This window comes from Persicobacter diffluens (assembly GCF_036244895.1).
Taxonomy (GTDB): domain Bacteria; phylum Bacteroidota; class Bacteroidia; order Cytophagales; family Cyclobacteriaceae; genus Persicobacter; species Persicobacter diffluens.
The window spans coordinates 2,410,493-2,434,091 of record NZ_BQKE01000001.1 but is presented as its reverse complement, the minus strand read 5'-3'; the positions used below and the strand labels follow the sequence as shown (position 1 = coordinate 2,434,091).

General features: G+C 45.2%; 10 protein-coding genes. All 10 read left to right on the top strand.

The window, feature by feature from the left end; translation table 11 throughout:
• Positions 1-32 precede the first annotated feature (32 nt).
• The 10 genes from AAA970_RS09790 (at position 33) to AAA970_RS09745 (ending at position 23,598) form a co-directional block, all read left to right on the top strand.
• Positions 33-1,934 (top strand): cyanophycinase, encoded by a 1,902-nt coding sequence (locus AAA970_RS09790; protein ID WP_338236978.1) that lies wholly within the window; start codon positions 33-35, stop codon positions 1,932-1,934.
• Positions 1,935-1,940: 6 nt separating this feature from the next.
• Positions 1,941-4,931: a SusC/RagA family TonB-linked outer membrane protein gene (locus AAA970_RS09785; RefSeq protein WP_338236977.1), complete on the top strand. Its 2,991-nt coding sequence runs from the start codon at positions 1,941-1,943 to the stop codon at positions 4,929-4,931.
• A gap of 9 nt (positions 4,932-4,940) precedes the next feature.
• On the top strand, positions 4,941-6,323 hold the full coding sequence (locus tag AAA970_RS09780) for a RagB/SusD family nutrient uptake outer membrane protein (protein WP_338236976.1): 1,383 nt from the start codon (positions 4,941-4,943) through the stop codon (positions 6,321-6,323).
• Positions 6,324-6,427: 104 nt separating this feature from the next.
• Positions 6,428-7,624, top strand: a complete 1,197-nt coding sequence (locus tag AAA970_RS09775) for a PKD domain-containing protein (RefSeq protein ID WP_338236975.1) — start codon at positions 6,428-6,430, stop codon at positions 7,622-7,624.
• 55 nt (positions 7,625-7,679) lie between these two features.
• Positions 7,680-8,516 (top strand): cyanophycinase, encoded by an 837-nt coding sequence (locus AAA970_RS09770; RefSeq protein ID WP_338236974.1) that lies wholly within the window; start codon positions 7,680-7,682, stop codon positions 8,514-8,516.
• A gap of 8 nt (positions 8,517-8,524) precedes the next feature.
• Complete coding sequence (locus tag AAA970_RS09765; RefSeq protein WP_338236973.1) at positions 8,525-9,448, top strand: isoaspartyl peptidase/L-asparaginase family protein; 924 nt, start codon at positions 8,525-8,527, stop codon at positions 9,446-9,448.
• A 266-nt stretch (positions 9,449-9,714) separates the two neighbouring features.
• Positions 9,715-10,596 carry a cysteine synthase CysM gene (gene cysM / locus AAA970_RS09760; RefSeq protein WP_053405435.1) on the top strand — a complete coding sequence of 294 codons (882 nt, stop codon included), beginning with the start codon at positions 9,715-9,717 and terminating at the stop codon, positions 10,594-10,596.
• Positions 10,597-11,132: 536 nt separating this feature from the next.
• Positions 11,133-18,842, top strand: a complete 7,710-nt coding sequence (locus tag AAA970_RS09755; protein ID WP_338236972.1) for a fibronectin type III domain-containing protein — start codon at positions 11,133-11,135, stop codon at positions 18,840-18,842.
• Positions 18,843-18,865: 23 nt separating this feature from the next.
• Positions 18,866-21,061, top strand: a complete 2,196-nt coding sequence (locus AAA970_RS09750) for a TonB-dependent receptor (RefSeq protein WP_338236971.1) — start codon at positions 18,866-18,868, stop codon at positions 21,059-21,061.
• An 86-nt stretch (positions 21,062-21,147) separates the two neighbouring features.
• The gene (locus AAA970_RS09745) at positions 21,148-23,598 is read left to right on the top strand and encodes a SpoIIE family protein phosphatase (RefSeq protein ID WP_338236970.1); all 2,451 of its coding nucleotides are present in this window, start codon (positions 21,148-21,150) and stop codon (positions 23,596-23,598) included.
• Position 23,599: the final 1 nt, after the last annotated feature.

Sequence of the window (23,599 nt, the reverse complement as noted above, 5' to 3'; positions counted from 1 at the left end):
TGTCTTATTTATTATAACCTTTATTACTACTTATGAAACTCCTTCCATTTTGGTGGGGGCTAATCTTTTTATTTTCAGGATTTAATGTTTTGGCACAGGGCTCACTGCTATTAGTCGGTGGAGGAAGTGAACAGCATGGTGGCTGGAGCGATGCGCCTTATCAATGGTTCGTGCAGCAGGCAGAAAATAAGAAGGTGGCGATTATTAGCTATGCCCCGGAAGAGGATTCCTGGCTGTCGCAGTATTTTGTGTCATTAGGCGCTGCGGAAGCCAGGCATTTTCAAATTGATGCCTCAAATGCCAATGAGGCCTCCCTTATTGAGCAGCTATCCTCCTTTGATGCCTTCTTTTTTAAAGGAGGGGATCAATGGAAGTATTATCGATATTATCAGGCTTCCCGCTTTGCCGATTGGCTTCGTATTCGCTTTGAACAGGGGGCAGCTATTGGGGGGACCTCTGCAGGTATGGCCATTCTTGGCGAATGGGATTTTACTGCTGAAAATGGAAGTTTGCTACCTGTAGATGGCATGGAAAACCTGGATGCGCGTTATTTTCGTTTTCAAAAGGAGCTATTGCCCTGTCTACCGGGATTTATTACTGATACACATTTTGCCGAGCGTGGACGATTACCTCGGATGCTGTCCATGCTAGGGTATATGCAGTTGCGCAAGGGAGTGGAAATGTGGGGAGTAGGTGTTGATGATCGTACCGCCCTGATGGTAGATGCCACAGGGGTGGGGACGGTTAGTGGTACCGGAGCCGTGACCTTTGCAGGCATTGCTGGGGCATTATCGGCAGAAGCAAATAGTCCCCTAAAAGCAGAAAGTTTTGAAATAGTTTCGTTAGTGCAAAATCAAAAGTTTGATTTAAAAACTAAGGAGGTTGTGACGCAATTCGAAAAAGTTTATGTGTCAGTTGATCAGTCTTTTATCAATAGAGAGATGGCCTTGGTTGGAAATTTGGATGATGCCAATGTTAACCAAAAATCTATAGTATTTTTAAATAATATTGAAGGTAAAACGTTAGTTTTTGCTAAAAATAATTTCTTTTCAGAAGGTAGTTTAGAAGAAGAGGTTCATGTCCTTGATCATGAATGGCCGGAAGGTACTCGAAAGTGGCTGCCTGAAATTACCAAAATTGTTTTAGCCACCGATGATTATGCCGCGGTAGCCGCATTGTTGGAGGATGATAATTATGGCCCGTATTTACAGGCGCTGTTAAAAACTTCTTCAGTGGCGATCCTGGCTGGTGGGGCGAGTATCAAATTTGTTGGGGATGTTTTTTGTAATAACCTCCGCAGTCGCGATGACCATGCTTATAGAGGAAATCTGAAATTTGAACAGGGACTAGGCTTATTACCCGGCGTGATGTTGATGGATGCCTTTCTGGAGGAAGGGGATTTTGCCGAGAATGAAATGGCGGCCTATCAATATGGCTTATGGACCCACTCCTTGTCTCGTGTCATCTCACTCGATGCCCGGGCTTTTATAAAGACCACAATAGTGGATGATCAACTAGTATTAGAGGTACCTGAAGGAGCACAATCTTTATGGGTCGTAGAAGCCATGGACGGAGGCTATCTACCGGATGCCAATAGTAATCGTCAGATTATTTCCTTTGCAAAAATGAAGGCGAGCATGCGCTATGGGGAGCTTTATCCCTTGGGCAGCCTATCGGAAAATGATGACCCGGCGCGACCTGAATTGCCTGAAGCGCCAACACCATTAAATAGTATTCCAAAAATCACTGACCCGCTGGGTGCAGGAGAAAAATATTGGCAATTGTATGATGAGGATGGCCGGCTGGTGAAAGCCTGGTATTCTTCCGATCATTTCTTTCGCCAGCCTGTGGTTCCTGCCGGACTATATATTGTCAATGGACAAGTAAACGGACAATACCTAGAGGGAAAAATTTATATCAGCAAAAATCCTTAACCTGACATGACCAATTTACTACTTATTTCCGGGAGGGCGCATTTCCTGCTTTGGGCCTTGCTTATCCTCCCATGTTTAACAATGCCGGCCCTGGGGCAAACCATTCAGGGCAAAGTGACCGATGCCGGCAACGGGGATGCCCTGCCCGGGGTGGCCATTAAAGTAAAAGGGACCTCTTATGGGACGATTACCGATGTTGCGGGTGCTTACCAGTTGGAGCTGGACGAGTATCCAAAGGCAAAATTGATTTTTACTTTTTTGGGGATGAAAACCCAGGAAGTGGTGGTCGGAACTCAAAGTCGCGTGGATGTTCAGCTCGTGTCGGATTCTCAGGAGTTGGATGAAGTCGTGGTGATGGGTTATTCCGCTGAAAGTAAGCGGATGCTGACAACCTCTACGCAGGTGGTAAAAAGTGATAAGCTGGAGGACCTTGCTGTGGGGTCTTTGGATGCGGCGCTTTCCGGCCAGGCGGCCGGGGTGCAGGTGACGCAAAACTCGGGTACGCCCGGTAGTGCTTTGTCTGTGCGTGTGCGTGGGGTAGGTTCTGTGAATGCAGGCAACCAACCTTTGTATGTGATTGATGGAATTCCGGTAACGTCTGAAAATGGTAGTCAGGTGAGTTTTAGTGGTCAAACGATCAGCGCACTATCTGATCTTAACCCTTCCGATATTGAAAGCATCACCATGCTGAAGGATGGGGCGGGAGCCGCGATCTATGGTGCTCGGGCAGCAAATGGGGTGGTTTTGATCACCACCAAGAGAGGAAAGAATGGTAAGGATGTGATCAATTTCAATGCTTATTACGGGATTCAGCAAGCCTGGAAGCAATTGGACTTATTGAATAAGGAACAGTGGTTTGAATATAAAAATGATCAGTTGGGTTTTGAGAAATACTCGCCGGAATACATTGCGAATTACGAACACGATACGGATTGGCAATCGGAGATTTTTCAGCTAGCGCCACAAGCCAATTATGATCTATCTGCTCAGGGCGGGAATGAAAGAACGAGTTATTTCCTTTCGGGAAGTTATTTCAGGCAGGATGGTATTGTGAAGGGGAGTGCTTATGAAAGAATGTCCTTACGCCTGAATCTTGATCATATGCTTTCCGAAAAATTAAAAGTGGGAAGTAGTTTACAATTCACCTATTCGGATACCGATCGTATTGAAGGAGACCAATCGTTGAACGCTCCCTTGCCCAATGCCTTATCATTGCCGGCCATTTATCCGGTGCGCAATGAGGATGGTAGCTTCAATGAAGATGGTCCTTACGCCAATCCGGTTGCTATTGCGGAGAATGCCGTGAATAAGGCCTACAGTTACAGAGGTTTGGGGAATGTTTATCTGGATTATGAGATTATTTCTAATTTGAATTTCCAGCTTAAAGGAGGTTTCGATTATTATCAGCTTCGTGAGCATAGCTATGATCCGGTGACCACTCGTCAGGGAGCGACCTATAATGGATTAGGTTTTAATGCCAATAGCCAAAGCTTGAATGCGACCGTTAATGCCACGCTGAGATACAACAAACAGTGGGCGGATGTGCACCGATTGGATGTATTGTTGGGCTGGAGTGCGGAACAATATCAAAGACGAACCAACTTCCTGAGAGGACAGAACTTTTCCCGTCCGGAATTTGAATACATCACTTCGGCCTCGGAGATTGTAGCTGCGGACAGCTATGGTTTGGACAGAGGAATCAACTCTTATTTCTCCAAAGTGAATTATGGTTACGCGGATCGATATCTGTTTACTGCCAGTGTACGTCGCGATGGTTCCTCGAAATTCGGAAATGATAACCGATATGGTTTATTTCCTGCAGCCTCTTTTGCATGGCGCGCGATTGAAGAGTCCTTTCTTCAAGGGCGTAAAAACCTTTCCAACTTAAAATTAAGAGTGGGCTATGGCCTGACCGGAAATGACGCCATTGGCGACTTCCGCTATCAAGCCTTGTTCTCTTCAGGATCGGACTATTACGGACAGCCGGGTATTCGCCCTTCTCAATTACCGAATGAAAGTTTGCAATGGGAGACCGTAATTCAAACCAATGTCGGTTTGGATATGGGCTGGTGGAATGACCGCTTGAGTGGCAGTTTCGATTATTATATCAAGACAACGGAGGACATGTTGCTTTCCCGTCCATTGCCCTTGTCCAGTGGTTATTCTTCTGTGATGTCCAATGTTGGGTCGATGCAGAATAAGGGTTGGGAGTTGCAGTTGTCTTACGATGTGCTAGCGCAATCCAAATCGGTGTATTGGAATACCAGTCTGAACCTGGCCTCCAATAAAAATGAGGTTTTAAAACTGTACAACGGTCAGCCGATCGATAATATTGGTCGCGGATCCAACCGCATTCAGGAAGGCAGTCCGATCAGTGTTTTTTATGGCTTTGAGGCCCTAGGTGTGGATGCTTCCACCGGTGATATGGTCTTTGCCGATTTGAATCAGGACGGAGAAATCACCACTGAGGATCGTACGGTCATTGGAAATCCTCATCCGGAGCTTTTCGGGGGTTGGAATAACCAATTGCGCTGGAAGGGATTTGATGTGCAGTTATTTTTCCAATTTTCTTATGGCAATGATATTTACAATGGTACCCGCGTTTATCTGGAATCCATGAAGGGAGCCGATAATCAGATGACGACCATTCTGGATCGATGGCAACAACCGGGAGATATTACCGATATCCCACGGGCGACGGCGAACGATCCGAACAATAACAACCGGACATCGAGCAGATTTGTGGAAGATGGGAGCTTCTTGCGATTGAAAAACCTGACAGTGGGTTACAGCTTGCCACAGCCGGTATTGGAAAAGCTTCATTTGAGAAAATGTCGCTTCTATGTCAGTGGACAGAACCTATGGACATTGACGAATTATTCCGGTTTGGATCCGGAGGTGAATTATGCCGGAGATGACGATGTGCGATTAGGAACGGACTTTTTTACCTATCCTAATCCAAGAGTATTTGTGGCTGGTGTCAATTTAACCCTTTAATGAATCGCTATGAAATCCTTTAAAATAATCTATCTTTTTCTATTCTTTGGTGCCGGTCTTTCGGCCTGTGATGGATTGCTGGATGTACAGCCCGTGGATGCGGTAACGGCCGATCAGGCCATTACGGATGCCGCAGGTTTACAATCTGCAATGTTAGGGGTGTATGACGCCTTTCAGTCCAACAGTTTGTATGGTCGGGATTTATACATTGTCGGAGCCTTGGCCTCCGGTGATGCGGAAAGAACCGGTACTTCTCTGGATTATCAGCAAATCAGTAACCGCAATATTTTGGCGGATAATGCGGTAACCGAAGGGATTTGGGCCCAAAGTTATACGGCGATTAACCAGGCGAATGTGGTGATTGCAAAAGCCAACAGCCTGGGTAATTTGACGGAAGAACAAAGAGAACAATTTTTATTACAAGCCTATGGATTGCGTGCTTTGGCGCATTTGAATTTGGTGCAACTTTTCGGTGCCATTCCTTATCGTGATCAGCCCGTACAGGGCTTGGAGGGACTGGACATTGCCCGTACTCCGGAAGCCGAAGTATATGAAAATATCCTGGCTGATCTGGAAATGGTGGCAGAATTTAGTGCCACGGTAGAGGGACGATCGTTCATGAACTTGTCCGGCATCATAGCGCTGGATGCGCGAACTTCTTTGTATTATGCCACTTTTTTAGCGCAAAATGGGCAATCCGCAGGGGCTCTATACCAACGTGCTTTTGATAAAGCGGCCACTTTGGAATCTTCCGCTGCCTTTGATTTGATGGGAGCGTACAGCACCGTTTTTGAAAGCCCGGAAAACGACGAGATTCTATTCGCATTGAACTATAGCATTCAGGATCGTAACCGTATGGGTTATTATTTATCTCCAACAAGTGTAGGGGGAAGAGGAGAAGTGGCTTACACCAAATCCTTGTTCAATGCCTATTCCTCTGGTGATGCCCGCAAGGATTTCATCTTCAGAGATATCCCCACTTTGGATGGTCAGCAAGTCACCTCAGGGGTGGCCAAATATTCGGATGTTTCCGGCGGGGCTGATCCTGTGGTCGTATTCCGTCTTTCTGAAATGTATTACATCATGGCAGAAGCCTTATGGGCGCTGGAGGGGATGTCGGCAGAAAGCCAAATCCTAGCCTTATTGAATACAGTAGAAGAGCGCTCAGGCATGGAGGTGCGCAATTTGGGCAGTCGTCCGGTGAAGACCATACTGGAATTGAAAAGAAAAGAGCTGTGCTTTGAGGGACACCGTTGGGTGGATATTTGTCGCACGGAAAGCTTTGATTTGATCTCCGGCATGTTACCGAACGAGCGTTATTTCCCGATCCCCCTAGCTGAAATTCAAACCAATGAACTGATCTCTGAAGCAGATCAAAATCCTGGTTACTAATTACCCCATTGAATTACCCTGATTTTCCCAGAGGTGGCTAAGAGCGCTACCTTCTGGGAAATCCAAAAACTTATAACCTTAACCTTTAATCAAAAAACATGAAAATGATTAACCTTTTTCGCCAGTTGAAAAATATTGGCTTCTTTGCCTTGATCGGGATGATCTTGGCATCTTGTGGAGGCGATGAGCCCGCACCGCCATTGGCTTCTGTCGTAGCAAATTTTTCCTATACGGTAGACAATGAGGGCTTCGCGCCAGCAACAGTGACTTTTACAAATGAGTCTTTGGCGGCTACTACTTACCAATGGGATTTCGGTGTGGAAGACGGGACTTCCTCTGAGGAAAATCCTACCTTCTTGTACGAGGATTTTGGTACGTATACGGTAAGTCTTACAGCGATTGCTGAAGATGGTCGTGAGGATACCAAAACGGAGCAGATCATCATTAAAGATCCACTAGGTGGTCGTCTGCCAACGCTTTACTATACTGACAGAGCAACGGGTATGATTCATATGGTGGTATTGGATGAGGAGGCAGAAACACCAGTAGTACAGTCTTTCGGAGCAGATCACTTTAAGCCTTACGGTATTTCAGCGGATTTGGAAAATGAGACATTATTTGTGGTGGGGCATGAAGATGGTATCATTTTTAAATATGATGCTTTGGTGAACGGTGATAAAGAGGTGTTGTTCAATATTGCTGATGAGGCTGATGCCCCATTCGTCGATTATCCTGCGGGAATTACCGTGATCGGATCAAAAATTTTCTGGGGAGCAATCGGAGGTATTTACTCTAGTAATTTGGATGGAAGTAATCCTTCGCAGTTGGTGGAAGTTTTGGGTGGTGAATCATTGCCTTTAGGCTTAAGCTATGATGCCGAAAACGATTGGATTTATTTCTGTAATGATGGTTTGGATTTTGGTGGTGGCGTATACCGCGTTCACCTTGACGGTACTGGTTTGGAATTGGTGGTTGCGGATGTGGATGCCGGAGCGATTTCTTACTTGAATGGTAAATTATATTATTTCGACTATATCGAAGATCGTGGGGTGATCTACGATATCGCTACAGAAACGGCTCAGGCCTTAGCTCCTTATACTGTAAACTTTCCTTGGGGAATTGTGGCAGATCCTATTACTGAAAAAGTTTACTGGACGGATCGTGGTACTGAAGACGATGGTTCCGATGGTGTAATATGGTGTGCTAATTTGGATGGATCAGAGCCGATGATGCTATTAGAGGCTGCTGATGCACCGAATGGTATTTTGCGTCCTTATGCTTTGGGACTAGGTTTATACTAAAAACGGATAAATACTGACTAGCCTGTCGGCTTTGTCCGGCAGGCTTTTTTACACTATGAGAAATTTTTTAATACTGCTTAGCCTGATGGTGCTGGTGTTGAGTACTACCTGTGATGCCCAGCATCCCAAAGGGAGCCTGTTCATTATCGGTGGAGGTAAGCGTCCATTGTCCCTGATGAAGGAGATGACGGATAAGGCCAAGCTGGAAAAAGGCTACGGCCTCATTTTGCCACAGTCCAGTGGTGAGCCAGACTCTTCGGCTTATTATGTTTTGAAGCAGTTTGATGCGCTTGGATTTCGTAATGTAGGTGTTTTACAAGGAGCTTATCAGGAGGAGTGGGCGGATAGTTTGAAAAATGCTTCCCTGATTTATATGACTGGCGGAGATCAAAACCGCTTCATGGCCACCTTTCAGGGATCACCCATGAAGCAGGTCATTCAGACCGCCTATCAAAATGGGGCAATGATTGCCGGTACGAGTGCCGGAGCCGCCTTGATGAGTGAGCAGATGATCTCCGGAGATGAACGACATTATCCGGATTACCGAGACACCAATCGCCATATAGAGGAGGAGAATGTGATTTATAAACCAGGTTTAGGCCTGTTGCAGCATGTCGTTGTAGATCAGCATTTCATTAAGCGGTCACGTTATAACCGTTTGATTGCAACGGCGATCGAATACCCCTCCAAAATTTGCGTGGGGATTGACGAGTCTACAGCCCTATATGTGAAAGGCGAAAAAGGACTGGTGGTGGGCGAGAGTCAGGTCGTTTGGATCAGGGCCTTATCCGGGAAAAAAAGTAGGCATGAAAAAAAGCTGGGCCACCAGAATCTGGGTTTAAAGATATATCTGCCCGGAGAAGAAATTGATTTAAGAGAAGTGCATAACTGAGGAAGAGTATGAAGCAATTTGCATTAGCGATACATGGAGGAGCCGGTACTTTGTTGCCGGAAGAAATCACGCCTGAAAAACAACAGGCCATTGATGAAGGACTACGCGCTGCTGTATTAGCAGGAGAAGCCATATTGAAAAATGGCGGAACTGCCGTAGAAGCGGTGAAGATGGCAGTAATTTCCCTCGAAAACTGCCCATTGTTCAACGCAGGCAAAGGCGCCGTATTGGATCATGAGGGGAGTTTTGAGCTGGAAGCGTCCATCATGTGTGGAGAAACCGGTGAAGCCGGGGCGGTGGCCGGAGTCCGGAATGTGAAAAATCCGGTAGCCCTGGCGGAAGAAGTGCTCAAGGATGGGCGATTTGTCATGCTGCATGGGGAGGGCGCCAAAGACTTTGCCACGGAGAAAGGCCTGGAAATAGTGGAAGATGAATATTTTCTGACGGCTGGTCGGCAAAAACAATGGGAAGCCGCCCGCGAAACAGGCGAGATGTTGGTGGATCATGATGGAGAAAGGAAATTTGGTACCGTTGGGGCGGTGGCTTTAGATATGGACGGTAACCTGGCGGCCGCAACTTCTACCGGTGGTTTGGTCAATAAGCAATATAGCCGTCTTGGGGATAGTGCAGTGATCGGTGCGGGTACCTATGCAGATAATGATACTTGCGCCATCTCCTGTACAGGATACGGGGAATATTTTTTGAGAAATGTGGTGGCTTTTGACATTGCGGCGCGTATGGACTATGGTGCCAAGTCTTTGGAGAAATCGGCGCAGGAGGTGGTCATGAAAAAATTGGTTGAGCGTGGTGGTGAAGGCGGCATCATCGGTTTAGATGGAGAAGGCAATATTGCATTGGTTTTCAACAGCGCCGGCATGTACCGTGCATGGGTGAAGTCTGGAGGGGAGATCCAAACCGCCATTTTTGAATAGGAGTGAATATTGATGCAGTCTTGTCATCCTGCTTCGGGTGAAAAAGAAATTGAAAGTACATTTAAGCAAACAGATGATCGGGAGGATCGGAGGGTAAAAGCATTTATCCACCGGTTCTCCATTTTTTTTGCGCTCCTTCGTCATCATTTTGATTTCACCGGTAGATTATTGGCTTTAATCATTGGTTGGTGATCGAATTTGTATTTATTTCGAATATTGTCATAAATTTGATAATCAATCAAACGGATCTGTGAAAGAATCATAATATGAAAGACCTACTGTCACTGATAGGAAATACACCACTGGTAGAATTGGCGCATTTGAGTCCAAAGCCTACCGTTAAGATATATGGCAAATTAGAAGGACATAATCCGGGTGGCTCTGTAAAAGACCGGGCGGCTTATGGAATGATTAAAGGAGCTATAGATCGTGGGGATTTGAAGCCGGGAATGAAATTAATTGAGGCGACCTCCGGGAATACAGGTATTGCCCTGGCCATGATCGCCCGATTGATGGACGTGGAAATTGAGCTGGTCATGCCAGAGACGGCCACGGCGGAGCGTGTCAAAACCATGGAAGCCTATGGGGCAGTGGTGACGCTCGTGTCCGCTTCAGCGGGTATGCTGGGTGCGCGTGATTATGCCCTGGAGAAAGTAAAAGAGGGAGGCTATTTCATGCTCAATCAATTCGATAATCCGGATAATTACGGCATGCATTATAAAACCACGGGCCCCGAGATCTGGCGCGATACAGAAGGTACAGTGACGCATTTTGTCTCCGCTATGGGCACAACGGGCACGATCATGGGGACTTCCCGCTACCTCAAAGAGCAGTCTGAAGCGGTGCAGATTGTGGGGGTGCAACCAACAGAAGGTTCCAAAATTCCGGGTATTCGTCGTTGGCCGAAAGAATATCTACCCAAAATATTCGAACCAGAGAGAGTGGATCAGACGATCGAAGTATCGCAGGAGGATGCCACCATTATGGCGCGCCGATTAGCCAAGGAAGAAGGCGTATTTGGTGGGATGAGCAGTGGGGGAGCCGTAGCTGCAGCGGTTCGTTTAGCGGAAACTCTGGAGGAAGGGGTAGTGGTATGTATAATATGCGATAGAGGTGATCGCTATTTGTCTTCCACTCTTTTCGCTTAGGAGAATATGCCGCTTAAAGATTTCAATTAATATAACTCTACAATAATAAGAACAATAGGTATCCCAATTGGGGTGCCTTTTTTTGTTTTTTTACAGAATGGAGTGCATTAGTTTTTTAAATGCTTTGGGGAATTTTTTACCTCATATTAAATGTAGTTCCCAGCGAGACAGGTGCTGGATTTAATGTTATTTTAATTTTACAGAAATAAGTCACTCTTGTACTTTCTCATTAAAAATTGTTTTGTTTTTTTTAAATTTTGAAGCCAAATAAAGCGTGTGGATTTGAAGGGGAGATTTAAAAAACTGAAGATTAGTGCATTGTGCGGTTTTATTTCAGGGTTTCAGAGGGGGCTTGTGGATTCTTGAGAAATTCTCAAATTGCACTATTTTGTACCTGATCCAAGTAAGATTAAGATTATTTCTATATTTTTTAAGCGATTGATTTTAAAATATCTGAATTATTCTTTTTATTCGAATTGGTTTTAATTTTTAAAACCTATTTCAACCTTACATCAACCCAATATCAACCTTTATCCATGACTGCATTTAAGGGCCGAAGGATAAGTCATTACCTATCTGTATTTGCCATTTTGATGGCTGTGCTTGTTGGTTGCGTTTTGGAAACGCCGGAATTTCTGTTTCCAAAACCGGTATTCACTGCAGTATCTGATAGTTCCTATTTTCTTCATGTAAATTGGGATCCCATTTTAGGAGCGGGTGCCTATAAGGTTTATTATGAAATTGATGATAATGACCAGGGGGAGTTGGCAGACCCTGAAGTGGTTTCAATCAATGATGCAGGGATAACTTCAGTTCAAATTGATGATTTTCAAAGTCTGGTTCCCGGGAGAGATTTCAAAGTGGCGGTAGAAGTTTTGCAGTCTACTAATGCTGCACTTGGTCAATCTCAGATGTCGGACATTGCCAATGTCAAGATAGCGCCTTTAAGATTGGCCGGCATTTCAGATGAAGTTCATGAGGATGGGGCAATATCCCGAATTACTCCCTTAAATGCGGAGAATACCAATTCTATTAAGTTTTCGTGGCCAGTGACCAAAGGAGCTACGCATTATGCTATTCAGCTTTTCGAACATGCCCCTGAAGCAGGTTATCAGGACGATTATCGTAAAGATCGTTCTCCCATCGTTTCCAGAAATCAGGATATTCCGCTGGGAGAGAATCAAATGCAGTCCATCAATGATTTGAATCCGGATACCGAGTATTGGGTAAGGGTTTATGGCTTGTATAAAAATGAACAATTGATTCCTTCGGATTCTGTACGATCTGTGGATTATTTTCAGGTGGCAGCCAATCAGGCGATCAAAACTAATGAGATTTATCCACCGAATGCTTTACAGGTCTTAGAGGAAGGGCTTGATTTTGTGCAAATTCAATGGGATCGGGATTTGGTCAATACCGGTTATTTTTATTTCCTGCAGATTTCCTCTAATGGTGATTTTTCTCAGGACGATGGGGAATATTTTAAAGAAATAAAAATAAATGCGCAGCAAGAGACTCAACCAAAGGTGCAGGTACTGGTAGATGGTTTGCAGGCCTCTAAGGCTTCTGAAGCACGTGTTTATTATTTCAGGGTTTATGTCGAAAATGATTATACCATTTCTGATTTTTCTGAGGTAGTAGCGGCCCAAACACTGGTTTTTCCGGCGCCTATTAATCTTCAGCATAGCCATACCAAAAATACCATCACCATCAGTTGGGATGCGGTGGAGGCGGCCACCCATTATGATGCGGAATTGAGATCTGAAGACGGATCTATTTTTAAACAGGCAACGAACATAGCAGAAACAACCTATACCTTTACCGCTTTACCAGCAGATACCGAATTTACCTTTCGGGTAAAAGCCCGGAATAATAAACCTAATCTTGGTTATGAAAGTGATTTTTCTGATCCAGCCGGGGCTATCACCGAAAGTGTGCCGACGCCTAACGGCTTTAGGGTAAGTGAGGTTTTTCTGACCAAGTTGAAATTAGTTTGGGATGCGCAGTCAGAAGTTGATAAGTACAGAATCTTTTATTATAAAGAGGGAGAAGCGGAAACGGAAGCCAAAACAAAAGAGGTATTGGCCAGCCAAAATACGACCCTTCTGGAAGGGTTAGAGCCGGGGCAGGAATATCAAATCAAGATCGTAAGTGTTTTTGAAGGGGTAGAGTCCCAAGCCAGCCAGGTGTTGGATAATCCTTTTTCTACCGAGACCCTGAATGCACCCACTTCCTTACTTTATGAGGTGGGCTATGATACCGCGCGATTAAAATGGAATCACCAATTTGATCATGTGGCTCCGGTAAGCTTTGAGGTGTTATTCGAAGAAAGCAGCAGGTTTGATCAGGGAGAGTTTCGGACAGGTGGTTCTACGGAGGCATTTTTCACAACTCCCAATGATTTAGTCCCCAATAGTACCGCCTATAAGTACACGGTTCGGGCAGTATATGATGAGGCGGGACAGATGTATTATTCTGACTATACTGCTCTTTCGGCGGAGTTTTTGACTGTAGATTTAGCGGTTCCTGCTGATCTGAGCTCTTCCGAAGAAGCCATTGATGCTTTCAGGGCGACTTGGTCCGTGGTGGATTATCAGGGGCAGGGGTCCAGTGGTGACTATATCGTGCAATATGCAACGCAGGCGGATTGGTCAGACAGTGTCAATGTCCTGGTTAGTGGCGCCACGGATGTATTGCTGGATAATTTAAGTAAAAGTACGACCTATTATTATCGGGTGAAGGGCCTCTTTAAGGAGTATGCCTCTGCCTGGTCTTCAACTAAGCAGGCTCAGACCTTAGGTTTACATTCTCCGGATCCATCAACAGTTACGGTTGATTTGACTTTCAATTCGATGCAATTGAATTGGGGATTAGTAGCAGATGCAACGGCCTATCGATTGGCCATCTATGAGGAATCCGACTACTCTGATGAACCCGTGGTGTTGGAATTAAGTGCCAATGCTTATCTTTTGCAAAGCTTACAACCGGGCACCCACCGTTATTTTAGGTTGTACTCCAGATTTGGAAATGAGTACTCAGACGTACCCACCGCTTTTGCCGCCCAGACCTTATTTTTCGGGCAACCTATGCCTCCTGCTGTGGTGGGGAATGATTACACCTTAATCTCCTTAAACTGGCCCACCGTTTCGGCCGGTGAATTTGAGGCGGAAAATTATACCCTTTATTGGTCGCAGACAAATGACCTTTCGGCTGCGGTAGCCATTCCTGTTTATGGGAATAACCAAACCATCACCGCTTTAACTCCGGAGTCCGCTTATTATTTTTGGATTCAGGCGCATTATCAGGGGCACAGCTCTCCAATTTCGGAGGTGCGGGAAGGATTCACCAAGACGTTGGAAATTCCGCTAATCACAGGCAGCAATTCTACCAAACCGGATGAAATCATCCTCTCCTGGTCCATGGTGCCTTATTCCAATGCTTATGAGTTGGAATATTCCACCGATGAAAATTTTAACACGGATGTCAATGTCCTGAATGTATCCGGGAATAACTATACCTTCAACAGCCTTAAAAAGAATACTACTTATTATTTTAGGGTTCGGGGAATTTTTGAAGGAAATCGTTCCGCCTATTCTGTTGTCAAAGAACAGGCGACGATTGATTTGCCCACCCCTGAAAACTTAAGAGAAAAAGCCGTGGATTTTTACTCCATGGAGGTAGAGTGGGATGCGGTGACGCCCGTGACCTCCTACACCCTCTACATTTCCGGCACGGCTAATAATGCTTCGGCTACTCCGGTGTCCATCCCTTCGGGACAAACCCGTTATCTCATTAGTGATTTGAGTCCCGGAACGGACCGTTTTTTCCGAATTCGGGCCAATCATAATGCCGAAACTTCAGAGGTCAGTGCGGAAATCAAATTGTCGACTTTGATTTTGGTGGAACCTACCGGTTTAAAATTAGAAAATGCTCAATATAATGCGATCGATGCCTCCTGGGAAGCAGTGAATTTGGCCAATGAATATGAATTGCAATGGGCCACTGATAATAATTTCTCCAGCCCTAAAAGCGTTACACTGAGCGCTTCAAGTCTGGCGCATACCATTACGGATTTAGATCCTAATCAACCCTATTTTGTTCGCTTTAGAGCCAAGGTGGGAGGTTATTATTCCCAGTTTTCCGGCATCGAACAATTGAATACCTCAGCACTGGCATTGCCCGTGATTGCCGCCGGAGATAATATTACCGCCTCAGGATTCAGAGCGAATTGGGCAGCTTCCGGTATGGGGTATGAAACCGAATATGAAATTTGGTTGGGGGAAAGTTCCACTGTTGGGGGAGAACCGACCATGAAAGTGGGCATGTCCACGGATTATGCTTTTTCCGGTTTGGACAAAAATAAAAGCTACTATTACCGGGTCAGAGGTTGGTATAATGCACATTCTTCCGAATGGTCAGATGCTGAACAAGTGACCACGCTGGAATTAACTGCTCCAACGAACCTGACCATTAGTAATATTTCATTTAATAGCATGGACTTGCAGTGGGATGCGGTAAGCACCGCCAATGCCTATGAATTAGTCTGGGCAGACAATCCTTCTTTTTCAGACGCTACCACCAGCACGATTTCTTCCACCAGCTTCAGACTGACAGGCTTAAAAGCAGGCACGCACTGGTACTTTAGACTATACAGCTTATTCGATACCGAAAAATCTGATACCTATACCACGGCGGATGCCGCTACTTTGGCATTGGAAAAGCCAGAGTTATTGGCTTCGACTGATATTTTTTATAATGGCTTTACCACGCATTGGAAGCAAGTGGAGAATGCCACTAAATACACCATTCAGTATAGTTTGCAGTCAGACTTTTCTATCGTGAATGAGGTGGAGGTAACTGATGGTAATCAGCTGTCCATAGCTTTGACGGATTTGAAACCAGATTCGGATTATTATGTGAGAATGCGAGCCTGGATTACGGATCATTTCAGTGCCTATTCTGATCCGATGGTGACCAAAACTGCGGCCATTCCTGCTCCTGCCGGTTTAACGATTTCGAATATTCGCCAAGATGCCTTTACGGTAAGCTGGGTCGCCAGTAATTTTGAAGAATTTGAAGTGAGTATTTCCGGAGGAGTGAATAAGACGGAGCGCGTAGGAAATGTTTTCACTTATGAAGTGACAAATCTGACCAAAAATACGGATTATGAAGTAATGGTGACCGGCGTTTATGGGGGAGATTATAAGGTGTCCTCCCTGGCCGAGCCTGTGCGCACGCTGGATCTTTTAGCGCCAGCCAACTTCCAGGTGGATGCCGTGAGTTTTAATACCATTCAGCTTAGTTGGTCAGCCGCTACTGATGCGCAGTCCTATGAAATTCAATATGATACGGATGCGAATTTTACTGCGTCTCCCAAAACAGAAGTGCTGAGTGGAACTACCTATGAAATGAATAATTTATTGCCAGGTACCAGCTATTATTTTAGAATCCGTAGCGTTTACAATACCCAGCAATCAGCCTATTCCAGTCCGGCAATTTTAGGGACTACTTTGGAATTGGAAAAGCCGGTGCTGAAGGCCGCCAGCAATATCAGTTTTAATAGTGCCCAGGTAAATTGGGATTTGGTGGACAACGCCAGCCGTTATACCATTGAGTATGCAGAGGATGCGAGCTTTGCAGTAACTCATCAGCTTGAGGTAAATGATGGGGCCGCCACTATGGCGATATTAAGCGGCTTAATGCCCGCCACTACCTATCATTTGAGAATGCGGGCCTGGATTACAGATCATTTTAGTGATTACTCCAATGTCGTTACCTTTAATACCAATCCCCTGGCGGCTCCGGTTATTACCGCTGTTCATTCCATTAGTCAGGATGCTTTTACAGTAGACTGGTCCGGGACGGATTTTGATTCCTATGAGCTTCATATTTCCGGAGGTAAGTCGGAGGTGATCAATGCCGGCAATTTGACCAGTTGGACCTTTACCGATTTAGAAAAAAATACCGTTTATGGTCTTAAGGTAGTAGGGCTTTATGCCGGTACCTATAAAGTGGAAAGTGCGGTTAGTTCTACGCAAACGTTGGATCTGCTACCACCGACTAATTTTGCGGTAAGCAGTGTTGATTTTAACAATATTAACCTGAGCTGGACTGCGGCAACGGATGCGCAAAATTACGAGATCGCCTATGCGACCAATACTGGTTTTACCGATCAAAAGGTAATTGCTGACCTTAATGGTAATAGTTATACTTTTAATGACCTGTTGCCTGGCACTACTTACCATTTCAAAATCAGAAGTGCTTATAATAATGTTCGCTCAGATTATTCCTCTGCAATTAGTGGAGGGACGGATGATTTGGCCACTCCGGTATTGACCAACTTAAAAGATTTTACCCACCACACGATAACTGCGGATTGGAATGTAGTGGACAAGGCAACCTCCTATACGCTGGAATATGCCACGGATAATTCCTTTGCTGCTGCAGGACAAATCATCATCACGGATGGGGCGACTGCTACAGAAGTGATGACGGGTTTAATGCCCGATACTCAATACTATGTAAGAATGAAGGCCTGGGTGAATGATTATTCTACCGCTTATTCGAATGTCTTGTCTGCAAGCACCCTAGCGCTTGCGATGCCCAAATTAGCTGCCGCTTCAGATGTGGAAACAGATGGCTTTACAGCCAACTGGCAAGCGGTTGATTATAGCCCAACGGAAGGTTATGTCTTGGTCTACAATAAAGATGGAGAAAGTGCGCAGGAGCTGAATGTAGGAAATGTTACTTCCTATGTTTTGTCCGGCCTGGAGCAGTCTTCTACTTACCATTATACGGTGAAGGGAATTCACAACGGATACCAGTCTGCGGCTCAAAGTCCGGCAGTGAGTGTTAATACCGCTACCGTTTTGGCCCCCACATTGGCCAGTGCATTCCAAAGTACCTATGCTTCCTTAAAAGTCAACTGGACCAAAGATGCCGGAAATAATGGAAAGGAAACCGGCTTTTTGTTAAAATATGGGCAAATGGCGGACCTTTCGGATGGATTGGTTTTGAATCTGCCCGGCACCGCGACCGAATGGACGATCGATAATCTGGATCAGAATAAGACTTATTACTTTTCGGTGGCTTCCGTGATCAATGGTCAGTCATCGGTCTACCCTCCGGCAGTTTCGGGAACTACCCAGCAATTGGCTGCCCCAAATGGACTAAGTCTGGGAGCGGAAACCGTGGACCAATTTACCGCTAGCTGGTTCAATATGACCGAGGCCGATGAAGGTTATGAATTATGGATATCTGAAAGTAGCGCTTTTACCAGTACCTTAAAATTTGACTTAAGTGCCGGACAAACGACGCAATTAGTATCGGGGCTGGAACAGTCCACAAAGTATTTTGCAAAAATTAGAGCGAAGGCTGCCGGGATTGTTTCGGACTTTTCCACCACGGTAGAAATAACGACCAAGACTTTGGGGACGCCGGGGACGCCGACCATTACAGGAATAGATTTCGACCAGGCGACCGTTTCCTGGACCGCCGCCACGGAGGCCAATGCCTATGAGTTACAATGGACGGATGTGGATGCTTCCTTTTCCTCCTATGCCAGCCTGCCCCTTGGAGATGTTTTAACGGCCAACATTTCAGGCCTTAATGCGGGTACGAGCTATTGGTTAAGGGTGGTGGCGCGCTATAATGCAGAAGAAAGCGTATCTGCCAACAATTCCTTCTCGACCTTGACTTTGGCAGCGCCAACCATAGCCCTGAACAATGCCACTACCAATAGCCTGGATGTATCCTGGAGTGCCATCACCGAGGCGACCGAATATTATGTGGAGTGGGCGAAAGATAACGCTTTTGCCACAGGAAAGGGAAGCACAGTAACTTCCGGAACCAGCTTCACCATAAGCGGACTGGAGGATTACACGACCTACTTTGTTCGCGTCCTCTCCAGCCGGGGAGGAGGGGTGCTCTCCGTTTTTTCAAATGTGGAAAGCTTACCAACCAGCCAGTTGGCAGCACCCACCAATTTAAGTGTAGTGACAGATATCGATAATGGAGGACTAAGGGAGCTTACGCTTTCCTGGGATGCAGTTCCCGGAGCCGTCAAATATATCTTAAGAAGGTATAGTGACAGTGGCGTACTTTTGGAATCGGTAGAGGTTTCCGCGAATAATTATACTTTTTCACCTTTGAATGGGGGTACAAGCTATAAATTTAGGGTTTCGGTGGTGATTGCCCAGGAAAGTCTTTTATCGCCTGAGCTGAATTATACCACCTTGACGACCTGAGTTTTTTAAAGACTAAACCATTAATGAAATTATATAATCAACCATATTTTATCACTTTGTTGGCTTGCTTATGGCTGACGCACCAATCGGCTTGGTCACAGCAGGCGGTGAATGATATTTTGCGTTTCGAGGTGGAACGTGATATCCTCACCATGCCTGTGGATGTTTCCGCCAGGGCATTGATTAGTTCTGCTACCGGAAAAATGGAGGAGACCAGTGATGTGCCTGTGGAAGCCTATGTGGTGTCTGCAGCTAAGCTGGTAGATCACGGAATGCTGACCCTGGAAGAAGGTTTGAAAATGATTCCGGGACTGATTGTTCGTCCCAAATTAAATGGTACTTACGATGTAATGATGGTGGGGCAGCAAGGACAAAATGCTGCTCAAAGTTTGGGGGATATTGGTGGTCAGGGATATCTTTTGTTAAGAGATGGAATGCCGATGATGGATCGGGTATATAACCGGCCACGATGGGAGGAAATCCCGGTTAATCTGAATCAGGTCCAGCGCATTGAGGTGGTGCTGAATGCCTCCGCAGTTACCTATGGTGACGGCGCTATGAAGGGGATTATTCAAATTATCACCAAAAAGCCGGGAACCAATAAGCTTCACTTTAATGGATCTGTGCAGGCAGGGGCGCCTAATACGGTAGATACCCGGCTGAATGCAGAATGGGGAATCAACGATCGCCTATATTTTAAAAGTGGATATAACCATACCTATATAGAGCGTGTCGTGGAGGAGAGTTATGTGAAATCTCAGGGGGGCTTCCGGTCAAATCAGGAATTGTTATTCTATGAGCCTAATGCCTATTATACCAACCCTTATCCTTTCATTGCGAAAAATCGACATGTTTTTGATTTGGGTACCAATATGGTAATTTCTGAAAATCGCGAAATTGCCCTGGATTATTCCTATGTGAGATCACAGTTTCAGGATTTATACCAGTCTCCCTCCAACTTAGCCTTAAGTTATACGGACTCCAAAACCCATTATTTAAATTTGAATGGCCTTTGGGATAAGTTTCGATACCAGCTTTCCTATCAATCAGGAGATAGCCAGACCGGTGGAATGATTGGTGGTCAGCAGGATGTTGATTATTTAAATGGACGGTTAGAATACCTGACGAAATTTTTTAGAGGGGAAGGAATCATAGGTTTACACCTCCAGCGGGAAGGGATAAAATCTTCTACAGAAGCAGAATTTTCAAAATATTTGACCTTACCCCATAATGCCCTTTTGCAGGAATATAAAAGTCAGACCATTTATCCTTATTACTTAAGGCAAATGTACGGGCTGTATGCCAAGAATAATTTTAAGCTGAATCGCTGGTCTTTCAATTATGGAATGCGGCTGGATTATTCCCAAAATGGACGTGCCCATTTTTTGCCCGCAATTGAACTGCAGACAAAATTTGACATTGATAAAAATAGTAATGTATGGGCCAATCTTTCCAACAGTTACCGATTGGCACCTTACGGCCTGACAGATTTCCATTCCATTTTTTTAAATCCGGTCTATGATCCTGATGCCCATGGTACGGGAGATGTGAATCTGGTTCATTATGGAATGAATCAGGAGCTAGCACCGCAAATGTTGAGAAATGTAAAAATCGGCTATCGCAATGCTTTCCATGAGATGTTTTATCTCTCATTGGCCTATGGCTTTTCCGCTTCCGATAATCGATGGCATGGCGCCATGACAAAGGTTTCGGATCAAACGGACTTAAGTGTGACCTCTTCCCCCGCGGGTACAGATTATATTATCAAATATGAAAATGTTTCCGGGACAGAGACCACTAATGCCCTTACCGCATCCTTGGAGTTTATGCCCAATAACCGCTTTCATGTAAATGTATGGAGTGCTTACCAAAAAGGAGTGGCTTCTGGGGAAAAGGTACTGAGTATGCCAACTTATGTCGGGGGATTCAACTCTTACTTTAGGTTTTTATATAATCGAGTTTTGGTAAATACAACTTTTACTTATAATACCGCTTATCAGTATACCTTGATCGCCAGCGAGGACGCTGCGATGGCAGGTGCCAATGTCTTTGAAATCCCTTTTAATTATCAATGGCAACTCGGCTTGACTTACCAATTCTATAAATTTTCCTCTGTATTTGTGAATGTTAGAAATTTACTACCTACTCAGGATGCTTTTTACCCCATGGGAGACCCCACAAGGGCGCAATTTATGATCGGGCTTAATTTGAAGTTATAATTTTGAGATTAATAATTACATATAGGATTTTTTTACTAACCCTTGGACTGCTGTGGAGGGGCCATGCTGTTGCGCAGAAAGCCGAGATGGATTCCACTCAGTTGATGACCGCTCGCAATATAGAGGTCATGCTGGCCGAGGGGAGAATATATGCCAATAATGAGGATTTTATTCTGGCTTACGCTTTAGGAGAGCAGGCCCTGGAGCTTGCGCAAAAAGAGTTCCTGGAAACCCAGGAATATGAGATTTATTTGTTTATCGCAGATATTCATTCCCGGGAAAACCATCTGGATTTGGTATTAGAAAATTATATGGCGGCACTGCGGGCAGCGGAAGTTATCGCTGACCCGGAGAAGGAGGCGCATGTTTATTTATTAAAGGCGAAATATTATGACCGTAGGGGAGTGGTTCCGCTGGCCATTGCTGACCTGGAAATGGCAGTGAAAAAATATGAAGAAGTAGGAAATCAGGAACGCTTAGCTTTTTCAAAAGAATATTTGGCATTGTTGTGCCGCAGGGAGGATCCCAGAAAATCTCAGGAGGTTTATCGTCAATTGTTGGTCTATTATCAGGGGAAGCAGCTAGAGGATAAAATATTGGCCACCCGATTAAGAATTGCCAATATTGATTTTGAGCTGGAACGCAATGATCAGGCCCTAAAAGCTTATTTATCGCTTTTAAAAGATTATGCAGCCAAAGGGGAAGTAGAGCTGCAAGCCACCATTTTAAATAACCTTGGAGTGATCGAAAAGCGGTTGGGGAATATGCGGCAATCTGCCTCTTATTTTGCGGAAGTGACCGACTTATTAAATGCCAGACAGGAAGAATTAACGCCGGTAGAAGAAATCCGCTTCCACCTTAATGTGGGGGTGGCCTATTCCAATTTGAAGTCCTACAATAAAGCCAGAGAGCACTATACAGAGGCTTTTCGAATAACGGAGCGGACAAACAATGAATATGAGCAGGCCAATGCTTTGAATCATTTGGCCGCCAATTATTATGTTTCCGGATATTCGGTAGATGCCTTACGGGAAGCTTCTGCGGCCTTACAGATTGGAATAAGGGAGGATTTCAAGGATCTGCAAAGAACGAGCTATCGCATTTTGGAAATGATTCATCAGCGCGATGGCAAATACAATTCTTCCAAAGAAGCCAAATCAAAGTATGAAGAAATCGAAGCGATCCAGCGCTATAATAAGGAGACGGCTTTTGATTTGGACGTCTTGACCCGAAACGAGGATCAGATTAAGAAGAAAATCGCGCAGCGATATCGCAGGATGGAGGATGACAGACGACGGAATACCATGCTGGCCATGAAGGAGAAAGAATTAAGTATTCTGCGGCAAGAGGCCGAAATCCGCGATGTGGAATTAAAGAACCAGGAGCTGGAACGCTTGCGTGCCCAGCAGGCACGGAATATAGTGGAACGAGAGCTGGAAGCCATCAAGCAGGCCAGTGAACTGGACAAGGTGACCCGGGAAAAGGAATTGCAGGAGATTGAATTGCGAAATCAGCAGATCGAAAAAGAAAAGCGACAGGAGCAAATTCGCTTGTTGGAGTCACAGGAACGCGCAAAGCAGGCCGAGCTGGACGCTACACAAAGTCAACGCAACCTGTTTATTGTGGTGATATTCTTTTTCCTGATGGGCATTATGGGCTTGATCTTTTCGGTGAACCGAAAGCGGAAGGACAACAAGATTTTGCAGGTGCAGCAGCAGAAAATTGAGAAAGCCAATCAGGAAATTACGGCGGCGAAGGAAGATCTGGAAGAGAAAAATCTGCAAGTGACGCAATCCATTCAGTATGCGCAAACCATGCAGCAGGCCTTTTTACCCAATGAAAAGCTGATCGGTGAAATGTTTGAGGAAATGTTCCTGATGTATAAACCCCGAGACATCGTTTCCGGAGATTTTTATTGGGCTAAAAACCAGGACCACCGCAAATTGGTGGCGGTGGTGGATTGTACAGGCCATGGTGTTCCCGGCGCTTTTTTGTCCATGGTCGGCATGAACGGACTGAATGAAATCATTGAAAAGGAGCATGCTCTGCAGCCTAATGAAATGGTGGAAAGCTTACATGTCAATATAGTGGAACGTTTCAACCAACAGGAGAGTCGGAATAAAGATGGGATGGATCTGACGGTCTGTTCATTCGAGGAAATAGGTGAAAATAAGATAAAACTTACATTTGTTGCGGCCAAGCAGGTGGTGTATTTCCGTCATCAGGGAGAAATTCATGAAGTACTGGGAGAACGCAAATCCATCGGTGGGATTTACGCACATAAAGTAGTGGAATTTGGACAAAAAGAAGTGGTTCTGGATAAAGGTGATATTGTTTACCTGCCTACTGATGGTTATATCGATCAGGCCAATCCGGAGCGTAGGAAATTTAATAGAAGAAGATTCAAAGCATTATTAGAAGAGATACAGGAGCTCCCCTTAGCCACTCAGCAAGAGCGACTTTCGGAAGCACTCACACTGCATCAAAAGGATGCCGATCAGCGAGATGATATCACTGTTTTGGCATTAAAACTATAAT

Bases quoted from the DNA above. Each gene is read 5' to 3' on its own strand.
- AAA970_RS09790 (WP_338236978.1), top strand. From the start codon at position 33: ATGAAACTCCTTCCATTTTGGTGGGGGCTAATCTTTTTATTTTCAGGA.
- AAA970_RS09785 (WP_338236977.1), top strand. From the start codon at position 1,941: ATGACCAATTTACTACTTATTTCCGGGAGGGCGCATTTCCTGCTTTGG.
- AAA970_RS09780 (WP_338236976.1), top strand. From the start codon at position 4,941: ATGAAATCCTTTAAAATAATCTATCTTTTTCTATTCTTTGGTGCCGGT.
- AAA970_RS09775 (WP_338236975.1), top strand. From the start codon at position 6,428: ATGATTAACCTTTTTCGCCAGTTGAAAAATATTGGCTTCTTTGCCTTG.
- AAA970_RS09770 (WP_338236974.1), top strand. From the start codon at position 7,680: ATGAGAAATTTTTTAATACTGCTTAGCCTGATGGTGCTGGTGTTGAGT.
- AAA970_RS09765 (WP_338236973.1), top strand. From the start codon at position 8,525: ATGAAGCAATTTGCATTAGCGATACATGGAGGAGCCGGTACTTTGTTG.
- cysM (WP_053405435.1), top strand. From the start codon at position 9,715: ATGAAAGACCTACTGTCACTGATAGGAAATACACCACTGGTAGAATTG.
- AAA970_RS09755 (WP_338236972.1), top strand. From the start codon at position 11,133: ATGACTGCATTTAAGGGCCGAAGGATAAGTCATTACCTATCTGTATTT.
- AAA970_RS09750 (WP_338236971.1), top strand. From the start codon at position 18,866: ATGAAATTATATAATCAACCATATTTTATCACTTTGTTGGCTTGCTTA.
- AAA970_RS09745 (WP_338236970.1), top strand. From the start codon at position 21,148: ATGGATTCCACTCAGTTGATGACCGCTCGCAATATAGAGGTCATGCTG.